The organism is Thalassospira sp. MBR-102, from assembly GCF_040549275.1.
Classification (GTDB): Bacteria; Pseudomonadota; Alphaproteobacteria; order Rhodospirillales; family Thalassospiraceae; genus Thalassospira; species Thalassospira xiamenensis.
The window spans coordinates 37,298-52,515 of sequence record NZ_JBEPTC010000001.1; the positions used below are offsets into that span (position 1 = coordinate 37,298).

The 15,218-nt window shown below is 54.2% G+C and carries 13 protein-coding genes; 9 read left to right on the forward strand and 4 right to left on the reverse strand.

Annotated elements, in window-relative coordinates:
- Nucleotides 1-206 precede the first annotated feature (206 nt).
- Together ABIE64_RS00210 and ABIE64_RS00215 are read left to right on the forward strand one after the other, a co-directional pair.
- Entirely contained in the window at nucleotides 207-1,052 is an 846-nt protein-coding gene (locus ABIE64_RS00210) for an AAA family ATPase (RefSeq protein ID WP_007090550.1), read from the forward strand.
- A gap of 6 nt (nucleotides 1,053-1,058) precedes the next feature.
- Nucleotides 1,059-2,246, forward strand: a complete 1,188-nt coding sequence (locus tag ABIE64_RS00215) for a vWA domain-containing protein (protein ID WP_354376287.1) — start codon at nucleotides 1,059-1,061, stop codon at nucleotides 2,244-2,246.
- A 405-nt stretch (nucleotides 2,247-2,651) separates the two neighbouring features.
- Here the strand turns inward: ABIE64_RS00215 and ABIE64_RS00220 are convergent, their stop codons facing one another.
- Nucleotides 2,652-3,068: an Lrp/AsnC family transcriptional regulator gene (locus ABIE64_RS00220; RefSeq protein WP_354376288.1), complete on the reverse strand. Its 417-nt coding sequence runs from the start codon at nucleotides 3,066-3,068 to the stop codon at nucleotides 2,652-2,654.
- A gap of 137 nt (nucleotides 3,069-3,205) precedes the next feature.
- Between ABIE64_RS00220 and ABIE64_RS00225 the strand changes: the two genes are divergently transcribed.
- The 4 genes from ABIE64_RS00225 (at nucleotide 3,206) to ABIE64_RS00240 (ending at nucleotide 7,936) form a co-directional block, all read left to right on the forward strand.
- Nucleotides 3,206-4,879, forward strand: a complete 1,674-nt coding sequence (locus ABIE64_RS00225; RefSeq protein WP_354376289.1) for a M20/M25/M40 family metallo-hydrolase — start codon at nucleotides 3,206-3,208, stop codon at nucleotides 4,877-4,879.
- A 144-nt stretch (nucleotides 4,880-5,023) separates the two neighbouring features.
- A complete protein-coding gene (gene glpQ / locus ABIE64_RS00230; protein WP_354376290.1) occupies nucleotides 5,024-6,076 on the forward strand; it encodes a glycerophosphodiester phosphodiesterase in 1,053 nt (350 codons plus the stop codon).
- 156 nt (nucleotides 6,077-6,232) lie between these two features.
- The gene (gene wrbA, locus ABIE64_RS00235; RefSeq protein ID WP_007090544.1) at nucleotides 6,233-6,835 is read left to right on the forward strand and encodes an NAD(P)H:quinone oxidoreductase; all 603 of its coding nucleotides are present in this window, start codon (nucleotides 6,233-6,235) and stop codon (nucleotides 6,833-6,835) included.
- A gap of 234 nt (nucleotides 6,836-7,069) precedes the next feature.
- On the forward strand, nucleotides 7,070-7,936 hold the full coding sequence (locus ABIE64_RS00240; protein WP_037990255.1) for a pirin family protein: 867 nt from the start codon (nucleotides 7,070-7,072) through the stop codon (nucleotides 7,934-7,936).
- 81 nt (nucleotides 7,937-8,017) lie between these two features.
- Here ABIE64_RS00240 and ABIE64_RS00245 read toward each other — a convergent pair whose 3' ends face one another.
- A complete protein-coding gene (locus ABIE64_RS00245; RefSeq protein WP_071241026.1) occupies nucleotides 8,018-9,232 on the reverse strand; it encodes an NADP-dependent isocitrate dehydrogenase in 1,215 nt (404 codons plus the stop codon).
- Nucleotides 9,233-9,639: 407 nt separating this feature from the next.
- Between ABIE64_RS00245 and ABIE64_RS00250 the strand changes: the two genes are divergently transcribed.
- On the forward strand, nucleotides 9,640-9,810 hold the full coding sequence (locus ABIE64_RS00250; protein ID WP_167710548.1) for a hypothetical protein: 171 nt from the start codon (nucleotides 9,640-9,642) through the stop codon (nucleotides 9,808-9,810).
- 25 nt (nucleotides 9,811-9,835) lie between these two features.
- On the opposite strand, the gene ABIE64_RS00255 is transcribed toward ABIE64_RS00250, so the two are convergent.
- Nucleotides 9,836-10,486, reverse strand: coding sequence for a TetR/AcrR family transcriptional regulator (locus tag ABIE64_RS00255; protein WP_354376641.1), 651 nt, complete (start codon nucleotides 10,484-10,486; stop codon nucleotides 9,836-9,838).
- A gap of 103 nt (nucleotides 10,487-10,589) precedes the next feature.
- Between ABIE64_RS00255 and ABIE64_RS00260 the strand changes: the two genes are divergently transcribed.
- Together ABIE64_RS00260 and ABIE64_RS00265 are read left to right on the forward strand one after the other, a co-directional pair.
- Nucleotides 10,590-11,693 (forward strand): HlyD family secretion protein, encoded by a 1,104-nt coding sequence (locus ABIE64_RS00260; RefSeq protein ID WP_354376291.1) that lies wholly within the window; start codon nucleotides 10,590-10,592, stop codon nucleotides 11,691-11,693.
- Between the two features lies 1 nt (nucleotide 11,694).
- Nucleotides 11,695-13,287, forward strand: coding sequence for a DHA2 family efflux MFS transporter permease subunit (locus ABIE64_RS00265; RefSeq protein ID WP_354376292.1), 1,593 nt, complete (start codon nucleotides 11,695-11,697; stop codon nucleotides 13,285-13,287).
- Between the two features lie 114 nt (nucleotides 13,288-13,401).
- On the opposite strand, the gene ABIE64_RS00270 is transcribed toward ABIE64_RS00265, so the two are convergent.
- The gene (locus ABIE64_RS00270) at nucleotides 13,402-15,051 is read right to left on the reverse strand and encodes an alkaline phosphatase D family protein (protein WP_354376293.1); all 1,650 of its coding nucleotides are present in this window, start codon (nucleotides 15,049-15,051) and stop codon (nucleotides 13,402-13,404) included.
- Between the last annotated feature and the right edge of the window lie 167 nt (nucleotides 15,052-15,218).

The window sequence follows — 15,218 nt, forward strand, 5'->3', positions numbered from 1 at the left end:
CACAATCGCAATCGCGCAGCTTTGTAACTCCCCCGGCACCAAGACTTTAAAATAGTCTGGAATTTGTATGATTTTCACTAACCTTAGGCTATCGGCTTGAACTCTACAAGAACGTTGAAGTTGGCGGGTTGTTAAACTCGTCCCTTGCCGCCCGGCTCGCAACGCCCTAGGTTAACGTAAACGTCAACTTATGTTGCAGGGCAAAAATGAAGTTTCAGGGCACGAAAAATTACGTCGCGACCGAGGATCTGATGGTGGCGGTCAATGCCGCGATCACTTTGCAACGGCCGCTTCTGGTCAAGGGCGAGCCGGGAACCGGCAAAACCGTTCTGGCCGAGGAAATTGCAAAATCGCTTGGCAAGAAGCTGATTATCTGGTCGATCAAATCAACCACACGCGCCCAGCAGGGATTGTATGAGTATGATGCGGTTTCGCGCCTGCGCGATAGCCAGCTTGGTGACGCGCGCGTGCATGACATTGCCAATTACATCGTCAAAGGCAAGCTTTGGGAAGCGTTCGAGGATGAAAGCGCGCCGGTTCTGCTGATTGACGAAATCGACAAGGCCGATATCGAGTTCCCCAATGACTTGCTTCAGGAACTCGACCGGATGGAATTCTTTGTCTACGAGACACAGGAAACCATCCGGGCCACAAACCGCCCGATCGTGATCATTACATCGAACAATGAAAAGGAACTGCCCGACGCGTTCCTGCGCCGGTGTTTCTTCCATTATATCCGTTTTCCGGATGCCGAAACCATGGCCGAAATCGTTGCTGTCCATTTCCCCGATATCCAGAAACGTCTGGTGTCCGAGGCATTGAACCTGTTCTACGACATGCGCGATGTTGGTGGGCTTAAGAAAAAGCCGTCTACCTCGGAACTGCTTGATTGGCTAAAACTTCTGATGGCCGAGGATTTGCCGCCCGAAGCATTGCGGGCCAGGGACGCCAAAACAGCCGTGCCGCCACTTCATGGGGCGCTTTTGAAAAACGAGCAGGACGTCCATCTGTTTGAACGTCTTGCCTTCATGGCGCGGCGTGAAGGGCGTTAGACGATCATGTTCACCGGCTTTTTCTACAAGCTGAAAGAAGCCCGCGTTCCGGTCAGTTTGCGCGAATATCTGACGCTGCTGGAGGCCGTCGAAAAGGGGATTGCGAACTATGCGGTCGAGGATTTCTATTACCTGGCGCGCGCAGCACTGGTGAAAGACGAACGCCATCTTGATCGGTTCGATCAGGTCTTTGGCGCCCATTTCAAGGGTGTGGTTGATCTGGCTGACGGCATGGACGAAGTTGCCAAGGCTGACATTCCCGAAGAATGGCTGCGCAAGCTTGCCGAAAAATTCCTGACCGACTCGGAAAAGGCCGAGATCGAGGCGCTTGGCGGTTGGGAAAAACTGATGGAAACCCTTAAACAGCGGCTTGAGGAACAGAAAGGCCGTCATCAGGGTGGGAATAAATGGATCGGCACCGCCGGGACATCGCCCTTTGGTGCCTATGGCTATAACCCCGAAGGGGTGCGGATCGGGCAGGATAAATCCCGCCACCGGCGTGCGGTCAAGGTTTGGGACAAACGCGAGTTTAAAAATCTTGATGACAGTGTTGAAATCGGCACGCGCAATATCAAGGTGGCCCTGCGGCGTTTGCGCAAATGGGCCCGGACCGGGGCGGCAGATGAGCTTGATCTGCCCGGTACCATTTCATCCACTGCCCGTCAGGGCTGGCTTGATGTTCAAATGCGGCCCGAACGGCATAATGCGGTCAAGGTCCTGATGCTGTTTGATATTGGCGGGTCGATGGATGACCATATCAAGGTCTGCGAGGAACTGTTTTCGGCGGTCAAAAGCGAATTCAAACATCTTGAATATTATTACTTCCATAATTGTCCCTATGAAGGGCTTTGGAAGGACAATGCGCGCCGCCGTACCGATCAGGTTTCAACATGGGATGTGATCCGGACCTATGGTGCGGATTACAAGCTGGTGATTGTCGGTGATGCCACCATGAGCCCCTATGAAATCACCTATCCCGGTGGTTCGGTCGAACATTGGAACGAGGAAGCCGGGGCGGTCTGGATGCAACGTTTGCTTGATCATTTCGAACATGCCGCATGGATCAATCCGCAGGCGGAAAACTGGTGGCAATATCACGGCTCGATCCAGATCATGCACAAACTGATGGATGGTCGGATGTATCCGCTAACCCTTGAGGGGCTTGATCGGATGACAGGGGAATTGAATCGCTAGAAGAGTTACTTATTCATCTCGTGGAGCATTGATTGGTGAAGCCTGTTTTGGTTTTTGTATTGTGTGTTAGCAACTTTATTTTCTTAAAACCCGTTGTCTCGGGAGAGAATGACAAAGTTTTGAAATCTTTGTCCTCTCTTGCAGGAATGGCTGACTATTGTATCGGGATGTTCGGTGATGCAAACGATTTACAGGGCTATAATCGGATGATGCAAGAGAACGCCCGAATTTCCCAGTATATTGCTAGTTTGCTCTCTTCTGAGGGCGAAGCCGACCTCGCTAGAGCCGCTAGGCTAGACGGGTTGAAGCATTACCAGAAGAGTTTCTCTAATGATTTAAAAGCGTGCCGAAATCTAATTCGTACATTGTCTCTTTATAAAACGAACTAGACTGCGACTTGTATTCTCATGCAGGACCCAGAAACAGATAGCTTTGGGTTTTGGCAATGCCTTCCATGGCGCGCACGGTCGTGACCACCTGATGAAAATCCGAAAGGGCAGGCACCTGAATTTCTGCAATCAGGTCCCATTCTCCATTGGTGGTGTGCAGGGCGGCAAAGCCAAGGTTCTTGCGTAGGCTCGCGACCAGCGTTTTCACATTCTTCCCCGATAGCTCGATCATCATCACACCCCGAATAGTCCCATCGGCAGCGTCATCACGCAGGCGTACCGTGAACCCGGCAATCACGCCCTGATCGATCAGGCGGTCCATACGGGTTTTAACCGTCCCGGCCGCCACCCCCAGAAGTTGTGCCAGTTTCGGGACGGAAGCACGCGCATTGACGCGCAGTTCGGCAAGAAGGCGACGGTCAAGATCATCCATGATTTCATCCTGATTTGACGATTTCGTCAATTATCCTGATGAAAACATCAATTTCCAATCGAAAATTGTATCAAACTGGGATTTTAACTGATTTCGGCAAAGCTTATCCTGCTGCCATGTCATCAGGGAGCAAACAAATGACCATGCCGGAAGATCGATGGGCCCCTTATGCCCGCACTGCTGAAATCGCCGACCGTCTGACCCGTTTTGGCAGTGTCACCGGCAGTGCCGGGGAAGCCGATATCACCGGCTTGATCGTCGATATCCTGCGTGAAATTCCCTATTTTCAGGACAATCCCGACAATATCGCGGTGATAGACAGTCACCTTGTCGCGGGTGGCAGCCGCATGGCCAAAAGCGTTGTCGCACTGGTGCGGGGAACCGGGCGCAAGACAATGGCAATGGCCGGGCATTTTGATGTGGTTTCGATTGAAAATTATCACGACCTGAAACATCTGGCTTTTGAGCCTGATGCACTGTGTGAGGCCCTGATTGACGATCTTTCGAGCCGGGAAAATCTTAGCGATGCCGAGGCACTTGCCCTTCGCGATTTTCAGACCGGGGATTTCATCCCGGGGCGCGGGTTGCTTGATATGAAAAGCGGCGATGCGGCGGGCATCGCGTTTCTGGAACATTTCAGCCAGCAACCAGATCGGCAGGGCAATGTCGTCCTGTTCCTGACCCCTGATGAAGAACGCAATTCATGCGGCATGCGCAGCCTGCGTAACGCGTTGCCCGACCTTATTGCGGGCTGGAACCTTAACATTGTTGGCGGGGTCAATCTGGATGCCAGCAGCGACCCTGGAAATGGCGAGGCCGGGCGCGCGATTTTCCATGGCTCGGTCGGAAAGCTTTTGCCCTTTGCCCTTGTTGCCGGTTTGCCAACCCATGTCGGTTATCCGTTTGACGGCATTTCAGCCCATGCCATCGCATCGGAAATCATGCAGGCGATCGAAGCCAACAGCGAACTGTGTGATCGTGGTATGCGTGAAACCGCACCACCCCCGGTCTGTCTTGAGGCCCGGGATGTGCGCGATATCTACGAAGTCACCACGCCTGAACATGTCTGGATGGCGTTTAACTGGCTGGTGATGGGGAAAAGCTGTGCCGAGCTGATGGGCGATTTCACCTCCATCGTAAAGGATGCCGGAAAACGCGCACTTGAACGATTTGCCAGCAACGCAGCCCGCTATGCCAAATCCAACGGGCAGGCTGCCCCGGCAGCTTTACCACCCTTGCGCATGGTAACGGTTGCCCAATTGCGTGATATGGCCTTTGCATCCGGCGGCAGCGATGCGCTTGACCGGATCGATGCGGTGGCCCTTGAAACGGCACAGGATAACAATCCGCTGAACCGCACCCGCATTCTGGTCCGTGCCATGCTGGCCGAGGCACATCTGCGCGGCCCTGCCGTGGTAACCGGTATGGCCGGTTTGCATTATCCGGCTGTTCATGTTGATCGCGCAAAGGATATGGACCGGCAGTTTCTGGATGCGATCAGCCGTGCCCGCGCCACGATAGAGGCCCGTCACGAAACGCAAATTTGTGACCGCGGTTATTTCATGGGTATATCGGATATGAGCTTTTTCGGTCATGCGACCGATGCCGGCGATACCGAAGTCATTGCCGCCAGCACCCCGATTGCCGAACTGGTGGATCGCCCGGTTGCAAATGCACTGAGCTATCCGGTGGTCAATATCGGCCCATGGGGCCGGGAATATCATCAACGTCATGAACGGCTTTATGCGCCTTATGCCTATCATGTGCTGCCCGATTTTCTTGCCGAAATCGCGGGCGAGCTTTTGGACTGATCAACCCGTTGCAAAGCAATCCACAGAAGGCAATCAAGCGTAACAGTTGCGTGAAACTTTGCGCTATCGCCTTCTGCCTTGTTCCTGCCGCATCGTTTCGTCACTATGCTGGGCAAAACTTATGCGGAAATAAGGAGTTATGGGATGCTGATGAAATCTGCGCGCGCGGCCATTCTGGGAGCTGCACTTGCCGTTCTGCCATTGTCGATTACACCGGCAATGGCACAGGACAGTACCCTTGAAAGGGTTGTGATCGCCCATCGCGGCGCTTCGGGCTATCTGCCTGAACATACCCTTCCGGCAAAGGCGCTGGCATATGGCATGGGGGCGGATTTCATCGAACAGGATGTGGTGATGTCCAAGGACGGCGTGCCGGTTGTCCTGCATGACATCCATATCGATACCACGACCGACGTTGCCAAGAAATTCCCCGACCGCAAACGTGAAGATGGCCGGTACTACGCCATCGACTTCACGCTGGAAGAACTCAAAAGTCTGAACGTTACCGAACGGTTCAAAGCCGATACCGGTGATCAGGTTTATCCCAACCGTTTCCCCGGCGAATACGCCATCTTCAAAATCCCGACCTTTGAAGAAGAAATCGCCATGATCCGGGGACTTAACAAATCAACCGGGCGCGATGTCGGCATCTATCCGGAAATCAAGGACCCGGCCTGGCACAAGTCCGAAGGACAGGATGTGACTGCTGCGGTCATCAAGATCATGGAACATTGGGGGTATGGCACGACGGAATCCAATTCCTTTGTTCAGAGCTTCGACTGGGCCGAAACCAAGCGTATCCGGAATGATCTGAAATATCAGGGCAAGCTGGTTCAGTTGCTGGGCGAAAACAAATGGGGTGCGCCCGAAGGCACGGACTACGATTATCTGAAAACCGATGATGGTGTGGCCGAAATGGCAACTGTGGTGGATGGTATTGGCCCTTGGTTGCCACAGGTCATCGAAGGGCTTAGTGCCGATGGCACGGCGATCATGACACCAACCCTGATCGCAGCCCAGCGCGCGCAGTTGAAAGTCCATCCCTATACCCTGCGGGCTGACCAGTTGCCGAAATGGGCGGGCGATATGGATATCGCGCTTAAGGCGATCTTTGACGATGCCGGGATTGATGGCATCTTTACCGATTTCCCCGATCAGGTTGTCGAATATCTGGCGGTGCGACCGCAGCAGGACTGACTACGCTGGTATGTCGCGGTCTGGAACAGTTCCGGAATGCGCGCGTTCTGATCCGGGTAGGTTAAGCGAAATAGACTGTTTCCAATCTGACTGTTTCCGTCAGGCGGCAGTTGCCGCATGCTGATGGCGACGGATTTTCAACTCAAGGAGGCAAAATTGGCCAAGGTTCTGGTTCTTTATTATTCGATGTACGGACATATCGAAACCATGGCAAATGCCGTGGCCGAAGGCGCACGTGGTGTTGCCGGTACGCATGTTGACGTCATGCGCGTTCCTGAAACCATGCCCGAAGATGTCGCCAAAGGTGCTGGTGCCAAGCTTGACCAGGTGGCTCCGGTGGCGAAAGTTGACGATCTTCCGGAATATGATGCGATCATCTTTGGCGTTCCGACCCGGTTTGGTAATATGCCCGGCCAGATGCGCACCTTCCTTGATCAGACCGGTGGTTTGTGGGCCAAAGGCAAACTGATCGGCAAAATCGGTTCGGTCTTTACTTCGACCGGGACCCAGCATGGCGGTCAGGAAACCACGATTGTCACGACCCATACGACGTTGCTTCATCATGGCATGGTGATTGTCGGTGTGCCCTATAGCTGTTCGGGGCTGACCAATATGGACGAAATTACAGGTGGTTCGCCCTATGGTGCAGGAACGCTTGCCGGGGCGGATGGTTCGCGCACGCCTTCGACCAACGAGCTTGATATTGCAAAATTCCAGGGCAAACACGTTGCTGAACTGGCGGCAAAGCTGGCTGGATAATCATTGATTGCGTTCGATATCAGGGCCGTGCGGGTTATCTGCGCGGCCCCGATACATTTAGAGGCACGAACATTTGCTATGATGTTCGTGCCTTTTTGATTGATTGGGGTGTTATGGGAAACAATTCGATGCTTGATTGGCCATTGTTTCGCGACAGTTTTCTGCCAAATTGGGGGATATGAAGTTTCACAGATCGCAGCCCGATAGATTCCCGGCTGCTGACAGGAGGACCTGATGTCTGAACAGGGCAAAAAACCGCGTGGTGTTGCGCGCGTACTTCGCGCGATGGACACATCCGACGGGGCAGGCGTATCGCTTAAACGGTCGGTTGGATCGCCGCAGCTTGATATGCTTGATCCGTTTCTGATGCTCGATTCCATTTCAACCGACAATGCTGACGAATATATTGCCGGTTTCCCCGAACACCCGCATCGTGGTTTTGAAACCGTGACCTATATGGTCGAAGGTGCCATGCGTCATAAGGACAGCATGGGTAATGAAGGTGTTCTGCGTTCGGGTGGTGTGCAGTGGATGACCGCCGGCAGCGGGATTTTGCATTCCGAAAGCCCGGAACAGGAAAACGGTCTTTTGCAGGGGTTCCAGCTTTGGATCAATCTGCCGGCCAAGGACAAGATGGTTACCCCGCGTTACCAGAATATTGAAGGCCGCGACGTTGCCGAATTCAGCCCCGAAGACGGTGTTGATCTGCGCCTTGTCGCGGGTGAATTCATGGACAAAACCGGCCCGGTTAACGGGATTGCCACCAAACCGGTCTTTATTGATGCCAAACTGGCGGCTGGTCGCGAGGTGACCCTGCCGGTGCCTGAAGGCCACGCGGCCATGGTTTATGTCTTTATCGGGGATGCGATTGTTGCAGATAAAGCCATCACCACGCATCATCTGGCCGTGCTTGAAGACGGTGACAGCATCACCCTTAAAGGCGGCCCCGAAGGCGGGCGAATGCTTCTGATTGCGGCCCGTCCGCTGCACGAACCGGTTGTTCGCTATGGCCCGTTCGTCATGAGCAGCAAACAGGAACTGATGCAGGCCTTCGACGATTATCAGCGTGGCCGTTTCGTCCGTGCGGCGGCGGCTTCCTGAAAAAAAAACATCCATAAAATGCGACAAACCCCGCCAGTTCGCACCGACGGGGTTTCATCATTCTGGTAAGATGCCGGGCAATCAGCCCATGGCAACTTTCAGGCCTTCGTCAAGTTTGTCGAGGAACTGCGTGGTGGTCAGCCATTTCTGGTTCGGACCGATCAGCAGCGCCAGATCCTTGGTCATGAAGCCGGCTTCGACGGTGTCGACGCAGACTTTTTCAAGGGTTTCGGCAAATTTCACGACTTCCGGCGTATCATCGAACTCGCCACGGTATTTCAGGCCCTGCGTCCAGGCAAAGATCGACGCGATCGGGTTGGTCGAGGTTTCTTTGCCCTGCTGGTGCTGACGATAGTGGCGGGTGACGGTGCCGTGTGCTGCTTCTGCTTCTACGGTCTGCCCATCCGGCGTCATCAGAACAGAGGTCATCAGACCAAGCGAGCCAAAGCCCTGTGCGACGGTGTCAGACTGAACGTCGCCGTCATAGTTCTTACAAGCCCAGACGAAACCACCATTCCACTTCATCGCGCATGCAACCATGTCATCGATCAGGCGGTGTTCATAGGTGATGCCAGCAGCCTTGAATTTGTCGGCAAATTCGTTCTGGAAGACTTCCTCGAACAGATCCTTGAAGCGGCCGTCATAGGCTTTCATGATCGTGTTCTTGGTCGACAGGTAAACCGGCCAGCCAAGAGCAAGACCATAGTTCATGCAGGCGCGTGCGAAACCGATGATGCTGTCATCAAGGTTGTACATCGACATGGCAACGCCCGAAGACGGGAAGTCGAAGACTTCGTGTTCGATAGGCTCGCCGCCGTCTGCCGGCTGGAACTTGATGGTCAGTTTGCCTGCACCCGGAACCTTGAAGTCGGTCGCACGGTACTGATCACCAAAAGCATGACGACCGATAACAATCGGCTGGGTCCAGCCCGGAACCAGACGCGGAACGTTCGAGCAGATGATCGGCTGGCGGAAAACTGTACCGCCGATGATGTTGCGGATGGTGCCGTTCGGCGACTTCCACATTTTCTTCAGGCCGAATTCCTCGACGCGCTGCTCGTCAGGCGTGATGGTCGCGCATTTGACGCCAACACGATGTTCCTTGATGGCATTTGCTGCATCAATGGTGATCTGGTCGTTGGTTTCGTCACGTTTCTGAACCGACAGATCGTAATATTTAAGATCGATGTCGAGATACGGCAGGATAAGTTTGGTTTTAATGAAGTCCCAGATGATCCGGGTCATTTCGTCGCCGTCGAGCTCGACGACGGGATTCTTCACTTGAATCTTGCTCATGGAATACTCCCTTTCTGGCCGCGGCCAGGATACAGCGCGGCTGCCATTTGACATTTCATCCGGCGCGCGAGGGAGCGCCCTGGCCGCGTCGGGAGAGCGCAACATACAGGATGAAATCAGAAAATCAAAGAGGGCGGCGCAACATCCTTGTTAAGACTTTCGCGCAAGGCCGAAATTGCTGGGTTTTTGTGCCTTGGCCGATGTTGATGCTGCCCTAGAAAACGCTGGTTTGCCCGATATTTACACCATTCCCTGAATTAGTGCGCATCCCACGGGCAGGGGACATGGCATGTGACGGCATATGATCCTGATCAAAGAAAAAGGTTATGGAATGGGTCAAACTCGCATTTGTCGGGTTCAGGGGGAAGACTCCGGCACCGTCAAACCGGAACCAAATGGGGGCTTCCATGAACCTGCCTTATGAAACCAACATCATCATCGCGCTCTGCATTGTCGGCTTCTGCCTTTTGGGCGTCGGATACAGCTTCCGCGACCGGGGATGGGGCCTTGCGCTTGTCTGGATCGGGGTGATCACAATGATGGGGCCGATTGCCTATCGCCTGCTGGTCATGTTCTGAGCCGGAAGTCGTTCGGTGCGCAGGCTTATGCCTGCGCCGGGGTTTTCTGGTCAACCGTGGCCGGGTCTATTCCGTATCCGCGCAGGAACATATCGACCGCCGCAATTACATGGGCGTGCAAATCCTTTGCGTGCGGTTCCCAGCCGACATAGGTCATCTGTCGGAAATCGTAATCGGCCTTAAGCAGGCTTGTGAAAAACACGGCGGCCTGTTTCGGATCGCTTTTGGGGAAGTTGCCTTCTTCCATCTGACGTTCGAAGTAGGATGTGATGATCCGGCGGCCGCTCATCAAGCCGCTTTCATAAAACACCTTGCCCAGATGCGGGAACCGCGGGACTTCTGACAGGAACAGCCGCATATAGCGAATGGTTTCCGGCGTGGTCAGAAGCGTCATCAGCGTTTCGCCAAAATGGATCAGGGCCGCACGCAGCGGCATCTGTGACAATTCCAGATCGGCCATGACAGCAACCACACGTCCCGTGCAATTGCGAATCACCGCTTCGAATACGCCGTCCTTGTTGCCGAACAATTCGTAAATTGTTCGCCGGGAGCCGCCAGCTTCGGCGGTGATCATTTCAAGTGTCGTGCCCGAAAGGCCATGTTCGCAAAAAAGTTCACGGGCCGCATCAATCAGCGCTTCGCGACGTTTCAGGGTTCTCGGGTCGATATTTCGCATTTCGGACAAGCAACTGTTCCAATTCTGCACTTGACGTTTGGTACTGTTTGGTACCATAAGGGTTCAAATGGTACTGATCAATACCAAAAGGATCAAACGGACGATGAGTGTAAAAAAAGTCATACTGCCCGTGATCGCTGCGGCGATTATCGGTGGCGGTGGGTATTACGGGTTCTACTGGGTGACTGAAGGTCAGTACCACGAATCGACCGACAATGCCTATTTACAGGCTGACGAAGTCGCGATTTCGCCAAAGGTTTCGGGATATGTCGGCGACCTTCGGGTTGCCGAAAACCAGCCTGTGCGCAAGGGCGAACTGATGTTGTCCATCAAGGACGAAGATTATCGTGCCGAACTGAAACAGGCCGAGGCCGCCCTTGATGCGCGCCGTGCCGCGGTTCAGACCATGGACGAGCAGATCACCCTTCAGATGGCCGCCATCGATCAGGCGGCGGCCAATGTCCGCATTGCGAAGGTCGAACTTGATCGCACGTCCGAGGATTATACGCGTTACGAGGATCTGGTGAAAAAGGGGGCGGCCAGCCGCCAGAAATTCGATTACGCCAAGGCCGACCGTCAAACAGCACAGGCACAGGTGGCTGCTGCCAATGCGACCCTTGCGGTCGAGCAGGGGCGGATCGGCGTTCTGCGTGCGCAGAAGGTCGAAGCCGAACGCGCCGTATCACAGGCAGAGGCCGCGCGCGATATCGCGCAGCAGGCCCTTGATGACACGCGCATCTACGCACCCTTTGACGGTGTGATTGGTAATCGGTCGGTTCAGACCGGCGCGCTGGTTCAGCCCGGCGAACAGTTGCTCGTGCTTGTGCCGCTTCCGGGTGTTTATGTTGTGGCCAATTTCAAGGAAACCCAGATCGGCCATATGGCACCGGGCCAGAAGGTCCGGATAGAAGTCGATGCCTTTCCCGATGCTGATATCACCGGCCGGATCGAAAGCTTTGCCCCTGCCACCGGCGCGCAGTTCAGTTTGCTGCCGCCCGAAAATGCCACCGGCAACTTCACCAAAATCACCCAGCGTGTCCCGGTGCGTATTGCCCTTGATAACAGTGACCTTGCCAAGGCCCTGCGCCCGGGCCTGTCGGTTGTTGTGAATGTCGATGTGCGTGATGGTGACGGTGCTGAGCATGCGGCGGGTTCCGGCCTTGCCAGTGTTGTAACGCCGACCCCGGAACTCTCGGAGCGCAACTGAAATGAGCAGTGCCGCCACCAGCCCCGGTTCCATAGCCTTTCCCGATGATCCGGTGCAGCATGTCGATACCACCAAGTTTATTGGCTGGGTTGCGATGGTGGTTGGCATGTTTCTGGCGATCCTTGACATCCAGATCGTCGCAAGCTCGCTTGAAAACATTCAGGCCGGTCTGTCAGCAAGCCCCGATGAAATCGGCTGGGTCCAGACCAGTTACCTGATTGCCGAAGTCGTCATGATCCCGCTTTCGGGTTTCCTGTCACGCCTGATCTCAACCCGCTGGCTTTTTGTTGCCTCTGCAATCGGTTTTACGATTTTCAGCATCGCCTCGGCCTGTGCCTGGTCAATCGAAAGCATGATCTGGTTCCGTGCCGCGCAGGGTTTCCTTGGCGGGGCGATGATCCCGACCGTGTTTGCCACGACCTATATCATTTTCCCGGCGGATAAACGGAATACCGCCTCGGTGATGATTGGTCTGATTGCCACTATGGCGCCGACTGTGGGGCCGACTTTGGGCGGTTATCTGACGCAGTCATTTTCGTGGCACTGGCTGTTTCTGATCAATGTTGTGCCGGGCATGCTGATCGCGCTTGTCGTCGCGGTAACGCTTGATGTTGATCGTGGCGATCGGTCGCTGCTCCGTGGCTTTGATCTGCGCGGATTGCTTGCGATGGCAGCCTTTCTCGGCAGTCTGGAATATGTGCTGGACGAGGGCCCAAAAGATGACTGGTTTGATGAACGCGCCATTGTTTATGGTGCCGTGATCTGCGTGATTTCGGGACTCTACTTCTTCCGACGGATGTTCACCTATGATCATCCGATTGTCGATCTGCGCTCGTTCAGGGATCGCAACTTTGCCATGGGCTGCATCTTCAGTTTCACCCTTGGCATCGGGCTTTATGGCAGTGTCTATATCCTGCCGTTGTTGCTAAGCCGTGTGCGCGGCTATGACAGTCTGGAAATCGGCACCATCATGGCGGTCACCGGCATTTGCCAGTTCATTTCTGCCCCGATTGCCGGGAAACTGACGGCCAGATTGCCTGCGCGTGTCGTGCTGGGCTTTGGTCTGGCGTTGTTTGCGGTGGGGGTTGCCCTGAACGGTTTTCAGAACAGTCAGGTATCGTTTCACGAACTGATCCTGCCGCAGGCTGTGCGTGGTTTTGCCCTGATGTTCTGCATGCTGCCGATCACCAATCTGGCACTTGGCACCTTGCCACCGGAAAAGATCAAAAACGCCAGCGGCCTTTATAACCTGATGCGCAACCTTGGCGGGGCAATTGGCTTGGCTGCGATCAACACCATGCTTGATAAACGCACCGACCTGCATTTCGCCCATCTGGCCGAACATATCAATACATCAAGCACGGCGTTTCAGAACTATCTGGAGACCATGACAGCACGATATAGCTCGATGGGCCTTCCTGATCCGCAGGCTAGTACGATGAAATCCATCGTCAATATCGTCACGCGCGAAGCCAGTATGATTTCGTTCAACGACGTGCAGCTTGCCATGGCCGGCATTTTCATTCTGGCTTTGCTGCTTCTGCCGCTCGCACGTCCGGCAGGATCGGGAAAACCATCCGTCGACGCACACTGAAAACAGGATATTCCCCAACCAGACAGAAAAGGCCGCACATCGTTCCCCCGACCCCGCAAGCGAAAGCTTGAGTGCGGCCTGACCGGTCCCCGTTCCCCCGGGGACCGGTTTTTTTTAGCCAACCAGCTTAATCACCTTCTGTGTGACACTTTCCGATCCGGGTTCGGCCCAGTAAAGGGTGGCGCTTATTTTGAGGTCACCATCCCGGCAATCGGCATTGATCAGCGCGAAATTGTTTTCCCCGGCAAAACGGAACATCTGTTCAAACCGACCGCCATCGAACCCGTCTATATCGGCCGATTTTTGCATGGCGGCGGTGGCAATGCCCGGTGCCGGTTTGCGTGAAATCGCACTTGACGTTACATTGAACAACCTTGCCCCGGGATAGGTTTTGCCATGCGTGATCTGAAATGCGCTGGCGCAATGGACATCCCCGCTCAGGATCACAATCGGGATGCTGCTTTCAGCGGATCGCGCCAGCAGCAATTCAAGCATCGCATTTCGTTCCTTGTGGTTGGTTTCATGGCCCCATTCATCCATGAAATCATCCTTTTGACCGCCAAAATCGAGCGTGTTTACGGCACTTTCCGTCCAGTGCACGACGGGCACGGGCGAACAGATAAAGATCGCCTTTTTCTTTTTGGTTGCGGCCGAATTGATCCAGCTTTTGAAGCGTTTGAACTGTTCCGCCCCCAATAATCGCTGTCCGTCGGGTAATTCACAATCGTGATGGCCGCGCACGTCAAGCATGTAAAAGCCATAGGCTCCCTGATCGAATTTATAATCCCAGTGGCTGGCATCGGGATCGCCATTGACGATCATGCTGTCAGGGTTATGCGCATGCTGATATTCAAGATAGGCCCGCGCTGCGGCCTTGAACATCAGCATTACAAGCGCGTAATTGGCGTCCTCGTCATCATCCTGAAAGAAATTGGCGAGCTTGGCCTTGCGCTCATCCGCGGTCAGCGAGCCCCAGCCGTCCATGATCTCGTGATCGTCCCATATCATGTATTGCGGGAAACGCCGGTAAACAGACAGCAGATGTTCGAACTGCCAGTAAATTCGGTAATAGGTGCGATAAAGCTTGGTGAAATAATCAATGATTGCGGGTTCGTCGAGGTTGCCATCAGGTGTGCGATAGGCGGCCAGCAAGGCGTTTTTGTTATTCTTCAGCCACACCCAGACGTCCTGCATGCGCGATGCGTGATTGGTATCACAATAAACCTGATCGCCGCCGCCAATGACAAAATCTGCACGGCGTTCGTTAAGGACATCATAAAACTTGTCCCATGCGCCTTCGCTGTTAGGTTTGACACTAAACGGGTCGTGGCAGGAATAAAACCCGAACTGCAATGACTGCGGGTTTTTGGGCAATGTCCGGAACCAGTAATCATGTTCGCCGCCCATCTCGATGCAGCGCTCAAGATCAAGCTTGTCCGATGCAAGGTAATAGTAATAGCGGGTATCTGGTTTAAGGTTGTCTACCTCGAACGTCATGGTCAGGTCGGTTTCGCGGGTGAATTCGCGTTCTTCCATAAAAACGATATCGCTGTTCGCGGCCTTCATAGCAGCAAGGCTTTTGCCTGACAGATCATAGGCATCCTCGGGCAGTTTTTGCGCACTGACAATCAGTGTCCAGCGCCCGGCCATATAGGCCCTTACCCAGATTTTCGCCGTGTTGTCGGTGGTATGGCCGACGATGGCGGCTGTATCGATTTTGGATTTGAGTGTTTCGTAATTGTCCGGTTGTTGCAGACTTGCCATTGGAAATCCCCGCTCTGTTTGCGCCCATTTTTTTCGGGTGCTTGCTTGGCCCGTTATTGCCCGGTCTTGTTGCAGACAGTTTAGGCCAATTTACGACGGTATCAATTTCAAGTTTCAGATGCTTGTTTGGGGCAATCTTATCGGGAAGTATCCGTTGCCATTAAACA

Excerpts from the sequence above, each read along its gene's own strand:
- ABIE64_RS00240 (WP_037990255.1), top strand. The coding sequence starts at position 7,070 with ATGTCTGAACAGGGCAAAAAACCGCGTGGTGTTGCGCGCGTACTTCGC.
- ABIE64_RS00265 (WP_354376292.1), top strand. The coding sequence starts at position 11,695 with ATGAGCAGTGCCGCCACCAGCCCCGGTTCCATAGCCTTTCCCGATGAT.
- ABIE64_RS00260 (WP_354376291.1), top strand. The coding sequence starts at position 10,590 with ATGAGTGTAAAAAAAGTCATACTGCCCGTGATCGCTGCGGCGATTATC.
- ABIE64_RS00220 (WP_354376288.1), bottom strand. The coding sequence starts at position 3,068 with ATGGATGATCTTGACCGTCGCCTTCTTGCCGAACTGCGCGTCAATGCG.
- ABIE64_RS00210 (WP_007090550.1), top strand. The coding sequence starts at position 207 with ATGAAGTTTCAGGGCACGAAAAATTACGTCGCGACCGAGGATCTGATG.
- ABIE64_RS00225 (WP_354376289.1), top strand. The coding sequence starts at position 3,206 with ATGACCATGCCGGAAGATCGATGGGCCCCTTATGCCCGCACTGCTGAA.
- ABIE64_RS00245 (WP_071241026.1), bottom strand. The coding sequence starts at position 9,232 with ATGAGCAAGATTCAAGTGAAGAATCCCGTCGTCGAGCTCGACGGCGAC.
- ABIE64_RS00270 (WP_354376293.1), bottom strand. The coding sequence starts at position 15,051 with ATGGCAAGTCTGCAACAACCGGACAATTACGAAACACTCAAATCCAAA.
- ABIE64_RS00215 (WP_354376287.1), top strand. The coding sequence starts at position 1,059 with ATGTTCACCGGCTTTTTCTACAAGCTGAAAGAAGCCCGCGTTCCGGTC.
- ABIE64_RS00250 (WP_167710548.1), top strand. The coding sequence starts at position 9,640 with ATGAACCTGCCTTATGAAACCAACATCATCATCGCGCTCTGCATTGTC.
- glpQ (WP_354376290.1), top strand. The coding sequence starts at position 5,024 with ATGCTGATGAAATCTGCGCGCGCGGCCATTCTGGGAGCTGCACTTGCC.
- ABIE64_RS00255 (WP_354376641.1), bottom strand. The coding sequence starts at position 10,486 with ATGCGAAATATCGACCCGAGAACCCTGAAACGTCGCGAAGCGCTGATT.